A 13,677-nucleotide genomic window follows, 5' to 3' on the forward strand; every position below is an offset into this window, starting at 1 on the left:
TTTACCCTTAAAATTCTATTACATTAGGAAAAAATTCCACTTTATGATACTCTTTTTCATTGCTTAAAGCATTTTTTATTAGCTCGTCATTTTTGCTGACAACTGCTTTAAATTTAGCTGATTCTTTCTTGTCTTCTAGGCTTTTAACAACCTTTATTGCACTTTCTGGATTGATAGGTTTATTATCTCTGTAAAGACCAAAGTGAAGGTGCGGTCCTGTACTCATACCACTTGTGCCAATGTAGGCTATAAGTGTACCTTGCTTGACTTTTAAACCACCTTTCATGCCTTTAGCAAAGCCATTTAGGTGAGCGTAAAGTGTCTCATAGCCACCAGCGTGAGAGATGATGACAGTTCTACCATATCCACTTTTTTGTCCGACAAATTTAACCGTACCATCGCCTGCTGCCTTGATAGGTGTGCCTTTTGGAGCACCGTAGTCAACGCCAAGATGAGCCCTGTATCTTTGGAGGATCGGATGCCATCTTTTTAATGTAAAAGCTGATGTGATTCTGGCGTTTGAAAGAGGGCGGACTAATAAAAATTTATCATTTTTCTTGCCGTTTTTATCATAAAATTTATCTTCAAATTTATACATGACGTATCGTTTATTTTTGGTCTCTATCATCGCGGCATAAATTTCAGGAGTGCCAAAAGAGCGACCCATACGTATTTTTTGATTATAAACGATAGCAATGGTATCGCCTTTGTTTATCTTTTTAAAATCAATGCCACTTCCTTTAAAAATTTCTTTAAAGCCAAGGGCTAATGTACCAGAGCCGGTGTAGTCAAAAATGTCCTCAGAGACTGATTTGTCCACCTTTAAAGCTAAAAATTTATCCTCACTTTGATAAGAGATAGGAAGAAATTCGAGCTTAAATTTATCATTGTCATCTCTAAAAATATGCATTTGAAGCTCGTCGCTAACAGGGATTAGCACTTGTTTGGTGTTGCCGTTGTCGTCTTTATAAATTTGATACTTTGTGCCAGCGATGATCTCTTCTGTTAGCTCTTGATCTTCGGTTGCTAAGTTATAGTAAAGTGAAAGTGGGATTTTGTTTGTCTCTAAGAAATTTAAGAAGTTACTTCCATTTGGCCAGCTAAGCTCGTCGACACTTGGCTTTATAGCGTATAAATTTATAGATAATATTGCAAAAATTATAAAAATACGAGGCATTAATGTCCTTTTAAAAAGCTGGTGGGATTTTAACTAAAACTTGCTTTAATTTTGCAAAAGATAAAGCATTTTAGGCTATAATCGCTCTAAAAATTTAAACCTAGGAGATATTTTTGAAACGTATATTTGTGATTTTATCGCTAGTTTTTGGCTTTGCTTTTGGGGCTGATTTTTCTTTAAATGAGTATAGAACTCCTATAATTAGCGTCGATAGTGATGGCACAGCGACGATAGTTGATAGTCCAGAAATTTTAATCGGCTCAAGTGGCGTTGTGCTTCATAAATTTGACACTGATAGCTCTATCATCGCAAGAGTTAGTGTTATCTCAAAAAATTCTGGCTTTGCTAAGATTAGATTTGAGGTGTTTGATCTGCTTGAGCAAAAGGCGCTCCCACTTCCAGGCATTGCACCTGCAAATGGCGATATGGTCGTGCTAAACTATCTTTATAACCGCTCATTAATCATCGTACCAAATAAAGAAATTTACGAAGAGATCACATCTGCGTTTCCAAATATGATATTTATTCACCCAGATATTATAGGAGCGTATCTAAGCTACGAATACAAGCCAAATCCAAGCAGAGATGACTTTAGAAAAATGTGCGCTCAAAGTGCAGCTGGTTTAATTTTCGTAGCGATGGATGGCAGAAGCGTTTTTGCTGATTGCCAAAGCTTTAAAGTGCTAAAAGAATTTAAAAGTGGTGAGGTTGAGTACTATCAGCTGCCATTTTATACAAGAGTTAGCGACATAGACACCGTCTTTTGGAAGCTAAATAGCGAGCACATCAACAACTACGACGCTCACTACGAAAAACTTTTTGAAGAAGATAACTGATAAATGAGCCGTTTGTCCTTAAGTAAGCAAAGCTTAAAAGAGTTTTTAAATTTGCTCCCAACGCTTAAGGACAAAGAACTCTTTCACTATGCCTCAAGCCTTAGTTTTCATACGATTTTATCGATCATTCCGATACTTCTTATATCGTTTTCTATCTTTACAAAACTGCCTAGTTTTGAGGATTATTACGCCAAGATTCAGGACTTTATATTTTCGGCTCTTTTGCCAAGCAACCAAGAGATCATCTCGAACTATTTGCAAAATTTCTTACAAAATAGCGGAAATTTAGGCATAGTTGGCTTTGTAGCGATGATATTTACATCGGCTATGTTTTTTAGTGACTACGAGTATGTAGTTTTAAAAGTGACACGTGCAAGTAGAGCTAGAGGATTTTGGTCAGCACTTAGCTCGTATTGGACGCTTATCACGCTTGCTCCACTTGGTCTTGCTGGTAGCTTTTATCTTTCAAGCCTCATTCAAGAGATGCTAAACTCAAACGTGATCACAAACTCGATAAATTTTTTAAGCATATTCCCATATCTCATCATTTGGGCGATATTTTGCATCACATATCTCATCTCAGTAAATGACGAGATAAAGTTTAAAAGTGCGTTTTTTAGCTCATTTGCCGCCTCGCTCGTCTGGTATCTTGGCAAGTCAGCCTTTGTCTATTATGTCCTTTATAATAAAACCTATCTAAGCGTTTATGGCTCGTTTTCAGCAGTGCTTTTCTTTTTTGTCTGGATCTATATATCGTGGATCATCTTTTTATATGGGCTAAAGCTTTGTGCTTATCTTTCAAATAGCTCCAAATTTAAAAGATAAATTTAATAGTTAGTACCAGCTGGCAATATATTTTTATAAATTTACCAGCTAGTGTGATTTGTATTATTTTATGTAAAATATTATGTAGTATCAGCGTTTAAACTCGCAAATTTCTATCTTTACGCCAAGTTCTTTGCTAAATTCTTTAGTCTTTTTCTCTAGCTCGTCTTTATCAAAGCAGATAAGATCTATGTAAGATCGCATCTCGCCATTTGCTTCACCTATGATCTCACAAATTTCACTCTCTTTTAGCGTATCTGAAATTTTGTTTTTGCTATCAACGCCAAACTGTATGTCGCCACCGTGAGATATGGCTAAAAAGCAAAAATTTATGCCAAGCTCAAAAGCTTCGTTATAAGTATCGCTTGCGCCGTCGTAGTATTCGTTTAGTAGCTCGCTAAGAGATGTAAATCCTGTAAAGATGTCGTCACGTAACTCATTTGAACGAGGCTCTAGCTCATAGACCATAAAATTCTTAAGCGGCTCGTTTGAGGCTTCTTTACCAAATTTCTCATCTATAAGATCGGCAAAGTCGATCAGTGGTACGCCTTTTTCTCTTGGCTCGTCTATTATCTCAAACTCTCCAAGCATATTTATCATGATCATCTCGCCAACTACGTTATCACAAAGTATGAGCGATAATGTATATGCCTTATTTTCATCTTCGCTTTTAAGCTTACTTAGAGTCTCGTTATATAGGCACATATCCACGCTTTTGTCGTTAAAATTTGCATAGACCATGACTTCATTTGCATCAACGCTTACGCCATACATTTGTATAGTAGCGACGTTTCGTGGTGCACGTGGCTTGCCAAGTGTGCAAGTAAGCTTTGCTTCATACTCTTTTGGCATGCGCGATTTGATAAATTTAAGCCACAAAAGCCTATGTTTAAGTCCTTCTGGAGTGAGTACTAGATCGATCTTTCCATCAATAAGGCCTATCATAAAAGTTGGATCGACTAAACATAAATTTAGCGCCTCTTCGGTCATTTTGCTTGCAGCTTCAAAATTTTTATCTTCTAAATTTTGTTTGATGGCGTCTAAATTTTTGCCAAACTCGCTCCAAAATTTATCAACTCTGCTTGCAAAGCTAGAGCTCTTTTTAGAAAACCACATTTTTTATCCTTGTTTATTAAATTTTTCAACATTTTTTTGCGTATAAATTTTCATCGATGGAAATTCTAAGGCACTTAGCTTATCATATCTTTCTTCGTTAAAAACACATCCTGTATCGATATTGGCGCTATTTGTATAGAGTTTAGCCTCACGCACTGGCGTGTGGCCATAGACATTAAATATGCCTTCAACTTGCATCATATCGCCTCTGCCTGATAGTACATGCCTTCTAAACTCATCTCTTGAGCTATCATCATCTCTTAAAGTCCAAAATTTGCCAACAGCCGAGTGCGAAACGACCAAATGCTCGCCATTTTGGTTTTTGTGGTCTTTAAACTCTAAATATACTGGGCTACTCTCTAAAAATTCTATGTGTCTTTGTTTAAAATTTAGGCTTTGAGCCAGGTATGATCCATATGTCGCCACGCCACCATTGTTGAAAAACCAACTCGTGTCAAATGGTGCTTGGTTGTTTAAAAATTCATATTTATTGCTTAGCAACCTTCTTTCGTGGTTTCCCATTACCATTTTATAGTTATTTTGTATGATAAGCTCGACTACATCGCAACTAAAAAGCCCCCGATCTATCACATCTCCGACAAAGCAAATTTGTGATTTTTCTTTGTCTGGAAACTGCTTGATAAGTTCTAAAAGTGTATTAAAACAGCCGTGCACATCGCCTATGATATAAATTTGCTTGCTCAATTTTTCTCCTTTGTGCCAAATTTTAGTCTATTAAACTTAAAAATGTAGTGTTAAGAAAACACTTTTGTATAGCTGTACTATATTGGCGTAATGCTAGCGATATATAAAGTTAAAACCTAGTAAAAGATATTTAAAATTTAAGGAATTTAAAGTAGAAGGGAGCCTAAGCTCCCTAAAATCATTGTGCGTAAAAGCCGCTGACCTTACCGGTTAGGTCGATCATGATGTTTTTCATTTGAGTGTAGTGCTCAAGGATGATCTTGTGAGTTTCGCGGCCGATACCTGAGTTTTTGTATCCGCCAAATGGGCTGCCTGCTGGGATTTGGTTGTAGGTGTTGATCCAGACTCTGCCAGTCTCCATAGACCTTGCAACGCGAAGTGCTTTTGTGATATCTTGTGTGAAAATTCCGCCACCAAGGCCATATTCACTATCATTTACCATTTTGATAAGCTCGGCCTCATCTTTAAATTTGATCACAACGCCAACTGGACCAAAAATTTCTTCTTGAGCCACTCTCATATCGTTTGTTACATCAACTAACAGTGTTGGCTCGACAAATGCGCCCTTGTCGCAACCATTTGCGGTGTAGGCTTTGCCACCGACTGCCACTTTTGCGCCTTCTTTTTTGCCGATCTCGACGTAGTTTAAGATTTGCTCAGCTTGTTTTTTATTGATTTGTGAGCCCATTTGAGTGCTAGGATCTAACGGATCGCCAACTTTTATAGTACTAAATTTCTTCACCGCAGCCTCTATAAATTTGTCGTAAAAGCTCTCTTCTACGAAAATTCTTGAACCTGCGCAGCAAACTTGACCTTGGTTAAACAAAATTCCAAGCTGAAGGCCGTCAAGCGCTTTGTCTAAATTTGTATCACTAAAGAAGATATTTGCGCTCTTGCCGCCAAGCTCAAGTGTGGCTGGGATGATACGACGAGCCGCAGCTATGGCGATATCGCGGCCGATCTCGGTTGAGCCAGTAAATGCTAGCTTGTCAAGGCCTGGGTGGTTTTTGATCCACTCGCCACTCTTGCTACCTCTGCCAGTTACGATGTTTATTAAACCTTTTGGCAAAATTTTATCTATCAGCCTAAATAGCTCAAGCACGCTTAGGCTTGTCTCGCTTGAAGGCTTAAATACGCTAGCATCGCCTGCTGCGATCACTGGAGCTAGCTTCCAAGCTGCCATCAAAAATGGAAAATTCCAAGGCACGATCTGACCCACAACACCTATTGGCTCGCGTAAAACGATAGAGAGTTGCTTCTCGTCAAGCACGTTTGCGCTGCCTTCTTCGCCCATGATAACGCCAGCAAAGTACCTAAAATGCTCTGCCGCAAAAGGGATATCGACATTTAGCGTCTCGCGGATCGGCTTGCCATTATCCATGCTCTCGACTTTTGCCAAGTGCTCTTTGTTTTCATCGATGATGTCAGCGATCTTGTTTAAAAGCTTTGCACGCTCGCTAATTGTAGTGTGTTTAAATTTCTTAAAAGCCTCGCGTGCAGCACGTACAGCGTCATTTACATCTTCTTCGGTAGCATCAGCGATCTTTGCAAGGTGCTCGCCATTTGCTGGATTTTTTACATCAAGTGTAGCGCCGTCTTTTGCGTCGCGCCACTCACCATTTATGAAAAGCCCATATTTTTCTAGTAGTTTCATACTTTTCTCCTTGATTAAGATTTTGTAAAAGGATTATAATATTAATAAAATTTATCAAAAATAAATTTTGGACATAAATTCTCTTTTTTAATAAATTTTATTGTTTAGAGTAGGATTATTTTAAAATTTAACTCTGCCAAGAGAGTAAAAACGTAGTCTCGCCATCAAGTTTGCTTTGGCATTTTACGACGATATCATTTTTCTTGCAGCACTCTTTAACTAAATTTAGCCCTATGCCAAAGCCGCCTTGATCGTCGTTAAATCTCGTATAACGATCAAAAATTTGTAGTTGTTGCTCTTTGCTGATACCAAGCCCAAGATTGCTTATGCTAAAGAAATTTGGCTCTAAAGTGATGCGTACTTTTGAATTTGGCGCTGCATATTTTGAGGCGTTGCTAAGAAGGTTGTCTAAAATTTTGCTCACATCCTCAAGATCTGCGTTTATGAAGCTTGGCTTTAAACTAGCATCTATCTTAAGTCCTCGTTTAACAAAAAATGGCGAGAAGTAGCTAAGTCTTTGTGTGGTTAGCAAATTTAGGTCTATGAGCTCTTTTTTGCTAGGCTTATCTAGGTTAAAGCTTAGATGAACGAGCGCGTCATAAATGTTATTTAGGCTCTTTGCGGCAAGGCTGATATTATTAAAACGCTTTAAATTTCGCTCATTTAGGTTGTCAAGATCGGCTGTTTCTATGCTCATCGAGATGACGCTTAGAGGTGTGTTTATCTCGTGTGTTGAGTCTTTTATAAAGCGGTTTAGTGTATCTATCTTTTCATAAAGCGGTCTTAGACTTAGTGTTGCTAGGTAAAAGGCGACAAAGAGCAGGGCAAAAAAGAAAAAGAGTGACTTTAGCGTGGTTGAAATTTGTAAAGATAAAATTTCAGCCTTGATATCTTTGCCAACTAGAAAAATATCTGCGTGCGAGAGTTCGTCTGTGGTGTTGTCGTCCATGTACTGGATCTTTTCAAATATCGCGACCTTGCCGCCGATCAAATTTACATTTTTGCTTTTGTCGATCTTTTGACAGTCAAAGTCTTTATAAATTTTCTCACCATTTTTTAGCACAATGCAAGCATGCACGCCTTTTTCTTTTGTTAGACTTGAAATTGAGTCAAGTCCATTCATTCTTGCTTTCATGTAAATGCCCATTTTTATCTCTTTTAAAGACTTCACCTCGTTTAAAATGAGCGTTTCTTTTTTGTTTTTATAGTCGTGTATGAAAAAATATCCTAAAAATAGCACAGTGCTAACAAGATAAAGGGATAAAATTTTAAATAAAATTTGCGTCTTTTCAGACATAGACATAGCCGTCCCCACGCCTGTTTAAAATGGCATCTTTGCCTAAAATTTGGCGTAAATTTTTGATATAGACACGAAGGCTAAGCTCGCTTGGCTCCTCGTCAAATTTCCAAATTTTATTAAAAATTTCATCTTTGGTTAAAATTTTGCCTTTGTTTTGCAAAAATAGCGCGAGTAGGTCGCTCTCTTTACTAGAGATATTTACATTTTTACCATCTTTGCTTAGTGTTTTGCTCTGTGGATGAAAGCTAAATTCGCTTGAAATTTTGATCGCATCTCCACTGTGATGTGAGAAATTTCTCTTTAGAAGTGCTTGTATACGTATGAGTAGTTCTTTTAGCTCAAATGGCTTTTTTAGATAGTCGTCGCAGCCACTTTTGTAGCCTTTTTCAAGATCGTCTATGGTATTTAGCGAGGTGGTAAAGATGCTAGGTGCGCTAACACCTAGCTCTCTTAAGGAAGAAAGAAGTGAAAAGCCGTCCCCTTTTGGGAGCTTGACATCAAGGATCAAAAGGTCGAAATTTTGCTCGTAGGCGAGATTAAGTGCATCTTTTGCGTTGTTTGAAGTGGTGACATCGTAGCCATTTTCGCTTAGATACTCACTGATAAGATCAAGTAAAATTTCATCATCTTCAACGAGCAAAATTCTAACCATCAAGCACCTTTACATACCTTTTTTCATTTCGTCTTTTTTCATACCCATGTCGTCTTTCTTCATTTCATCTTTCATGCCCATGTCGTCTTTTTTCATCTCATCTTTTTTTACCATGGGTTTTTTAGCCATGTCATCTTTCATCATCTGCTCTTTCTTCATCATCTCGTCTTTGCCCATGTCATCTTTTTTCATCATTTCAGTAGCATTTGCAAGACCACCAAGCATAAACATAGCACCAAGTGCAACTAGTAGTAATTTCTTCATAACGTCTCCTTTAAATGAAATATGATGAAATACTATCTCTTTAGTGTTAAGTGAGTGTGAATTTACGCAAATACAAAATATATAACTGGAAGCGTGATAAATGAAAAAAGCACGCCTATGGCCACTGATGAGATGGCTAGCGAGCTATCAAGCCCAGCTTTTATGACCATCGCACTTGCAAGGGCTGATGTTGGCATTGCACATTGAAAGAGACCAACGACCCAAGTTTTGTTCATCTGGATACCTGAAAATTTTAATATGATGAAAAATACGATAGCTGGCAAGATCATCTTACACAAAAGCACAACGCTAACGCCTTTATAGGAGCTTGTGATACTGCTAAAGTTAAGACCAACACCAATCGCAAAAAGCGCCACCGGAGTAACGCTACCTTCAAACATCCTAAGTGGAGCAAAGATAAACTCAGGCAAAGGGACTTCTTTTAAGATAAGAGCCATAATAAGCGCGATAAATGGCGGAAATTTTAAAATTTTCATCGTATTTTGAAATAATGAAACCTTCTCTGGTGCAGCAAAAGAGAGAATAAGTGGCCCAAGGATCGAAAGTGGGATGCCAGTAGCTATTTGATCGTAAAAGATGACCTCATTTACCATCGCATCGCCAAAGAATCCCTGAATGACAGGCATACCGACAAATAGTGTGTTGCCAAAAAGGCTTAGCATGACCATGCTGACAGTCGTTACTTTGGTAAATTTAAAGAGCTTGCCAATCACTAAAGCCATGACAGCACTGATAGCTGTTGAGCCAAAGCCGATTAAAATGGTGTTTATGAGTGAAACATCAACATTGACGTGGTAAATTTTGTCAAAGATTAGCGCAGGCATTGCAAAACAAAGGACAAAATCCACAAATGGGATTGAGTGCTTTTGCTCAACAATGCCGACTTTTTTAGCAAAAAAACCAGTTGCGATTATGAAAAAAATTGCAAAAAGTGGAGTAAAGTTCATAGCATTCTCTTTATAAATCTAAATTTTTACGGAAAATTGATTATAGGACCCATAAGATTAAATTACAATAAACCTTTTTTAAAATTTGCTCTCAAAATTTATGCCTTAATATCAACTTTTTTATAAAATTTATCTCTCTCATCTATCTTTTCTTTACTCTTTAAATCATTCTCAAGATAGCTGATATTATAAATTTCTCTTGTAGATATGCTTTTGCCATTATTTAGACTGATTAAAAATTTACTCTCAAATTTATTAGATAGATTGGCAATGGCGATCGCTCCGGCATCTTTTAGACTTACGATTTTATCATCTTGCATGAAGCCAATATCTTTAAAATCCAAGCTATTTAGCTGCACATTATTCATCTCTTTTGCCTCTAAATTTGTGCTAGTTTTTAGCTCACTTGATGTATTTAGCTTGCCAGTATCGTTATAAAGCTCTTTTACGTCTATCTCTCTACCACTATCAAATTTTAGCCTTATGGTGCCATCTTTGTTTAGCTTCATAGCTATGACGCTATCGCTATCTTGCAAAGATGCGGCAGCTGTGGCTTCATTTGTTATAAAAGCCTTTTTTACTTTTTTTAAATTTGAGATACTAAACTCAAGTCCAGTTGCTTGTTTAAATTCATTTTCCATCGCGATCATTTTGGCTGATTTTGTCTTCTCAAGCTTTGATATATAAGCATCCGCATTTTCTTCAAATTTCTTTAAATTATTGTCAAGATTTTCTATCATCTTGTTGTATGCGTCAAACTCAGCGTTATAATCTTTGTAAAATTTCATAAAACTATCTTTTTGAAATTTTGTATATGAGAAATTTTCATCTTTTTTGTAATCTTTGCTTGGCTCAATGATCGGATTAAACTCGCTTAGCCTTGCAGTATCATCAAAACCCACTTTAAGATAGGCAAAATTTTTAAAAGAGCTATCTTTGCCAAAGATATTATTGTGTCTTAGATCGACCCAGCCGTCATTTTGGGCATATTTTTTAAAGAAATTATTTATATCATTTTTCTCTATCTTTTCATATCTGTTTTCTGCGGCGAACAAAGTATTTGGATCTGAGGCGTAGTAAGAGTGCCTATAATCAATATCTTTTGTATCCACGTAAAGATCGGGATTATTTGTGATCGTTGCTTTACGATTTAGCTCTTCTCTTTTTATTTGGTTGTGATTTATGACATTTGTGCTGATAAACTGCCTAAGATCGACCCTTGGCATTACATCGCTTAAATTTGCTATTTTTTCATTTCCGTCTTTGTCATAACCTCTTACTTTTAGCTTATCAAAGAGTATATCTTTTTGGTCTAGCACGCCGTCATTGTTGCTATCAAAGCTAAAAAGATAGCTATTATTTTCTAATTTTGTAGTGCCAAGTTTATCGTTGTCACCGTAAATATCTAAAAATACTTCTACTTCGCCATATTTTGTTTTTAAAGTGTTTGAATAAGCGTAATCGTTTAAATTTTTAAATTTTGTATTTTCTAAGTATCCACTTTTTAGTGTAGATAGCATGCTGTTGCTATCTGAAGCTTTTATATTTTTAAAGTAGGCATTTTCACTAAAATGATGGCCTTTGGAAAGCTCATCGGAGTAGATTTTGTTGTTGCTGTAGATGAGATTTTTTGAGTAGTTATTTAAAATTTCTTCTACTTTTTGTAGGATTTTGTGTCTATTTTGCTCTTTGATCTCGGCATCAGTTATATTTATAACTTTGCTTGCCTTTATACTTTCTTTTAGACTTGAAATTTGTTCGTTATTTATCTCTAAACCTTGTTTATCCTTAAAGGTATGGAGCATTTCTGTAGGATTTTCTAAATCTTTTAAATTTATAAAGTTATATTTTAAAGGTGCAATATTCATCTAAAATCCTTTTTAAAGATGTTGCAGATAATATCGGATAAATTTAGAAAGTATTTAGGCGTATAATGGTGCCCGAGGTCGGATTAATATGTAAGCTTTAGCTTATTCTTCTCTCAAAGCGAAGCTACTAAGTAGGACTTAGCAGGTTTCGCCGATGCCGGTCGGACTGTAGGAAAGGCGGTTATAGATTTCGTAACTAAGCCGCTTCAGTGGATAATAGGCGTGATAAAAGATATATCTAATTTCATAGCCGACTCTAAGCCAAGAAAATGGATAAGCAAAAATAGGCATAAGTGCAGGCAAAAAACGGCTCCAGCGCTATCGGCGAGCAAACTACGGCTGGATCTGTAGATAAAGTTGCACAAGATCGCCGCGAGATGAGGTCGCAAATGAGCCAAAATCAAATAACCGATAATAAAAAGATCGACATAAATTTATACGGCTCGCAAGCTACTCCGCAAGTCGTAGCGCAGGCTGTGAGTGATAACAGGTATAGTTTTGGGGATTAGTGTGTTTAATAATATTTACGGTAATTATCTATGTTTTTTTATGAATTCGCAATATTCTTTTAAACATATTAAAGACGATTGTTTAGCAGCAATTTTAGCAGTATTTAGTTCTTTTGGAAATATAAAATTTGATTTATGGTAGCAAATATTGTTTTTACTTAAATTTGTGGTCGTATTTTCATATGAGCCGCCTTTGTTTTTTATGGATTCGTATATATTTTGATTATTTTTTATATTGCATCTATTGACGCCCAAAACACTACATACATCGGCGTTATTTTTAAAATGAGCCGATAAAAATGTCTCAAAATCTTTATATGTTAAAAATATATTACTATATTTATTTACATAGCTAAGGCTAGTGCATAGCTTTTTTAAATGCCCCAACTCTGTTTTATCGTCGGTGGCTCTGTCTAAATCGGCTACTACAAAAATAGGAATAGGAGTTCCCCTATATTGCTCTATTATTTTTATAAAACTCTTATAGTTTCCATTTTTAACGTTTGTTATGTTAAAAACGAACTCGTCGCCTAAGTGCTCGCTTCTAAAATGTTTTAAATAATACTCCTCCGTTTGACCTTCGACGATGAATTTTATAACTATCTTTCGTTTATTCATAATCGCCTCTTAAATAGTCCATGTATGCTTTTTTCTTATCATTTCTTAGCTCAAATTCGCTTAACGCTTTTAACGTTGTGGCGGTATTTTCTTTGCCTACTATGTAAATTTGAGACGGAGCAAGCATATCGGTATCAAAGATTAGCGGATTATGAGAGCTTAATATAAATTGTCCTTTAGTATTTGACGATGAGTTAATTACCCCGTTTAATAGCCTAATTAGAGAGATGGTGCTAATAGAGCTATCTAGCTCGTCTATTATCATAACCGACTCTGGCACGGAGTCTACGCTATCTATCGCATATACCAGCCCCATCATAAGCTCTATTATTTTTTTTACGCCCGAGCTCTCTTTTTCAAACGCGAAGCTTTTATGATCTCTTTTTAAAATCAAAGAAAATCTATCGTCTTTTATATCTATAAAATCAAAATCAGTAATGCTATCGTCTACGATCTCTAATATATTTAATACGGTATCTTTATGTTCTGTAAAAAAATCTTTCTCAAATAGATCAAAAGGAATCACCCTATCTTGACTAGCTATAATATCGAACGTGTTTATATTTTTATTATATCCATATACCTTTACTGCACCCTGAAAACCGCGTAGCTCTTTGACGTTGTTGTCTTTTATTTTGTTTAAGACGGTATCTCGCGAAACGACGGATAGTATCTTTTCATATTCGGTAGCTATCGGAAATGTTAAACTGTCCTTATTGAATCGATAAATCAAAACTTCGTTTTTTGTTAAATTTTCGCTTATTATCCGCTCTTTATCAAACTTAATCTCATACACGTAACTGTCTTTTTTATTGTCCGTAATAGTTATCTTGTATTCGGTATAACCTATGTCGGAATTTATAAACTGAGATTCTTTTTCTATGTTTAATCCGTTTTCTATTATGCGAAGTATGCTTTCTAAGGCTTTTAATATATTCGTTTTGCCTGTAGCGTTCTTGCCGAATAAAACCGCGCTTTTAGCTAATCTAGTATCCGAAAAGTAATTACTTTCGTATTTTGTGTTTTTTAGTCTTTGATTTTGTTTTGCAGTGAAGTTTATCTTAATGTTTTGAGATATGGATGCATATCCGCAAACTTCAAAACTAGCTATCATTTTTAATCCCTATATATAATTTTATGAAATTATATCATAATATAACCGCTTTTCGCGTTTATGTCATAAAA

Annotated in this window: 14 protein-coding genes; 3 read left to right on the top strand and 11 right to left on the bottom strand. The window is 36.2% G+C overall.

Annotated features, from left to right (window positions below):
- Positions 1–7: 7 nt before the first annotated feature.
- Entirely contained in the window at positions 8–1,177 is a 1,170-nt protein-coding gene (locus G5B98_RS03895; RefSeq protein WP_196087237.1) for a peptidoglycan DD-metalloendopeptidase family protein, read from the bottom strand.
- Between the two features lie 113 nt (positions 1,178–1,290).
- Here G5B98_RS03895 and G5B98_RS03900 point away from each other — a divergent pair, with 113 nt between their 5' ends.
- On the top strand, positions 1,291–2,013 hold the full coding sequence (locus G5B98_RS03900) for a plasminogen-binding N-terminal domain-containing protein (protein WP_021090557.1): 723 nt from the start codon (positions 1,291–1,293) through the stop codon (positions 2,011–2,013).
- Positions 2,014–2,016: 3 nt separating this feature from the next.
- The gene (locus G5B98_RS03905) at positions 2,017–2,838 is read left to right on the top strand and encodes a YihY family inner membrane protein (protein WP_196087238.1); all 822 of its coding nucleotides are present in this window, start codon (positions 2,017–2,019) and stop codon (positions 2,836–2,838) included.
- Between the two features lie 90 nt (positions 2,839–2,928).
- Here the strand turns inward: G5B98_RS03905 and G5B98_RS03910 are convergent, their stop codons facing one another.
- The 8 genes from G5B98_RS03910 to G5B98_RS03945 form a co-directional block, all read right to left on the bottom strand.
- Positions 2,929–3,954: a hypothetical protein gene (locus G5B98_RS03910; RefSeq protein WP_196087239.1), complete on the bottom strand. Its 1,026-nt coding sequence runs from the start codon at positions 3,952–3,954 to the stop codon at positions 2,929–2,931.
- A gap of 3 nt (positions 3,955–3,957) precedes the next feature.
- On the bottom strand, positions 3,958–4,659 hold the full coding sequence (locus G5B98_RS03915) for a metallophosphoesterase (protein ID WP_196087240.1): 702 nt from the start codon (positions 4,657–4,659) through the stop codon (positions 3,958–3,960).
- Positions 4,660–4,837: 178 nt separating this feature from the next.
- Positions 4,838–6,313, bottom strand: a complete 1,476-nt coding sequence (locus G5B98_RS03920; protein WP_196087241.1) for an aldehyde dehydrogenase family protein — start codon at positions 6,311–6,313, stop codon at positions 4,838–4,840.
- A 127-nt stretch (positions 6,314–6,440) separates the two neighbouring features.
- Positions 6,441–7,610, bottom strand: a complete 1,170-nt coding sequence (locus tag G5B98_RS03925) for a sensor histidine kinase (protein WP_196087242.1) — start codon at positions 7,608–7,610, stop codon at positions 6,441–6,443.
- Entirely contained in the window at positions 7,603–8,265 is a 663-nt protein-coding gene (locus G5B98_RS03930) for a response regulator transcription factor (RefSeq protein WP_149724979.1), read from the bottom strand. The genes G5B98_RS03925 and G5B98_RS03930 overlap by 8 nt, the downstream gene beginning before the upstream one ends.
- Before the next feature lie 9 nt (positions 8,266–8,274).
- A complete protein-coding gene (locus G5B98_RS03935; protein WP_103560287.1) occupies positions 8,275–8,529 on the bottom strand; it encodes a pyruvate kinase in 255 nt (84 codons plus the stop codon).
- Positions 8,530–8,591: 62 nt separating this feature from the next.
- Positions 8,592–9,497 (bottom strand): AEC family transporter, encoded by a 906-nt coding sequence (locus G5B98_RS03940; RefSeq protein WP_196087243.1) that lies wholly within the window; start codon positions 9,495–9,497, stop codon positions 8,592–8,594.
- Between the two features lie 98 nt (positions 9,498–9,595).
- Positions 9,596–11,365 (bottom strand): response regulator, encoded by a 1,770-nt coding sequence (locus G5B98_RS03945; RefSeq protein ID WP_196087244.1) that lies wholly within the window; start codon positions 11,363–11,365, stop codon positions 9,596–9,598.
- Between the two features lie 293 nt (positions 11,366–11,658).
- Between G5B98_RS03945 and G5B98_RS03950 the strand changes: the two genes are divergently transcribed.
- Positions 11,659–11,874, top strand: a complete 216-nt coding sequence (locus G5B98_RS03950) for a hypothetical protein (RefSeq protein WP_196087245.1) — start codon at positions 11,659–11,661, stop codon at positions 11,872–11,874.
- Between the two features lie 24 nt (positions 11,875–11,898).
- Here the strand turns inward: G5B98_RS03950 and G5B98_RS03955 are convergent, their stop codons facing one another.
- Together G5B98_RS03955 and G5B98_RS03960 are read right to left on the bottom strand one after the other, a co-directional pair.
- Positions 11,899–12,492 carry a TOPRIM nucleotidyl transferase/hydrolase domain-containing protein gene (locus G5B98_RS03955; RefSeq protein ID WP_196087246.1) on the bottom strand — a complete coding sequence of 198 codons (594 nt, stop codon included), beginning with the start codon at positions 12,490–12,492 and terminating at the stop codon, positions 11,899–11,901.
- Positions 12,485–13,606, bottom strand: a complete 1,122-nt coding sequence (locus G5B98_RS03960) for an AAA family ATPase (protein ID WP_107784935.1) — start codon at positions 13,604–13,606, stop codon at positions 12,485–12,487. Before G5B98_RS03960 ends, G5B98_RS03955 begins: the two co-directional genes overlap by 8 nt.
- Positions 13,607–13,677 lie beyond the last annotated feature (71 nt).

Origin of the sequence: Campylobacter concisus, assembly GCF_015679985.1 — a bacterium.
In the GTDB taxonomy this organism is placed as follows: Bacteria; Campylobacterota; Campylobacteria; order Campylobacterales; family Campylobacteraceae; genus Campylobacter_A; species Campylobacter_A concisus_AC.

Excerpts from the sequence above, each read along its gene's own strand:
- G5B98_RS03945 (WP_196087244.1), bottom strand. The coding sequence starts at position 11,365 with ATGAATATTGCACCTTTAAAATATAACTTTATAAATTTAAAAGATTTA.
- G5B98_RS03925 (WP_196087242.1), bottom strand. The coding sequence starts at position 7,610 with ATGTCTGAAAAGACGCAAATTTTATTTAAAATTTTATCCCTTTATCTT.
- G5B98_RS03935 (WP_103560287.1), bottom strand. The coding sequence starts at position 8,529 with ATGAAGAAATTACTACTAGTTGCACTTGGTGCTATGTTTATGCTTGGT.
- G5B98_RS03960 (WP_107784935.1), bottom strand. The coding sequence starts at position 13,606 with ATGATAGCTAGTTTTGAAGTTTGCGGATATGCATCCATATCTCAAAAC.
- G5B98_RS03955 (WP_196087246.1), bottom strand. The coding sequence starts at position 12,492 with ATGAATAAACGAAAGATAGTTATAAAATTCATCGTCGAAGGTCAAACG.
- G5B98_RS03910 (WP_196087239.1), bottom strand. The coding sequence starts at position 3,954 with ATGTGGTTTTCTAAAAAGAGCTCTAGCTTTGCAAGCAGAGTTGATAAA.
- G5B98_RS03940 (WP_196087243.1), bottom strand. The coding sequence starts at position 9,497 with ATGAACTTTACTCCACTTTTTGCAATTTTTTTCATAATCGCAACTGGT.
- G5B98_RS03930 (WP_149724979.1), bottom strand. The coding sequence starts at position 8,265 with ATGGTTAGAATTTTGCTCGTTGAAGATGATGAAATTTTACTTGATCTT.
- G5B98_RS03895 (WP_196087237.1), bottom strand. The coding sequence starts at position 1,177 with ATGCCTCGTATTTTTATAATTTTTGCAATATTATCTATAAATTTATAC.
- G5B98_RS03905 (WP_196087238.1), top strand. The coding sequence starts at position 2,017 with ATGAGCCGTTTGTCCTTAAGTAAGCAAAGCTTAAAAGAGTTTTTAAAT.
- G5B98_RS03920 (WP_196087241.1), bottom strand. The coding sequence starts at position 6,313 with ATGAAACTACTAGAAAAATATGGGCTTTTCATAAATGGTGAGTGGCGC.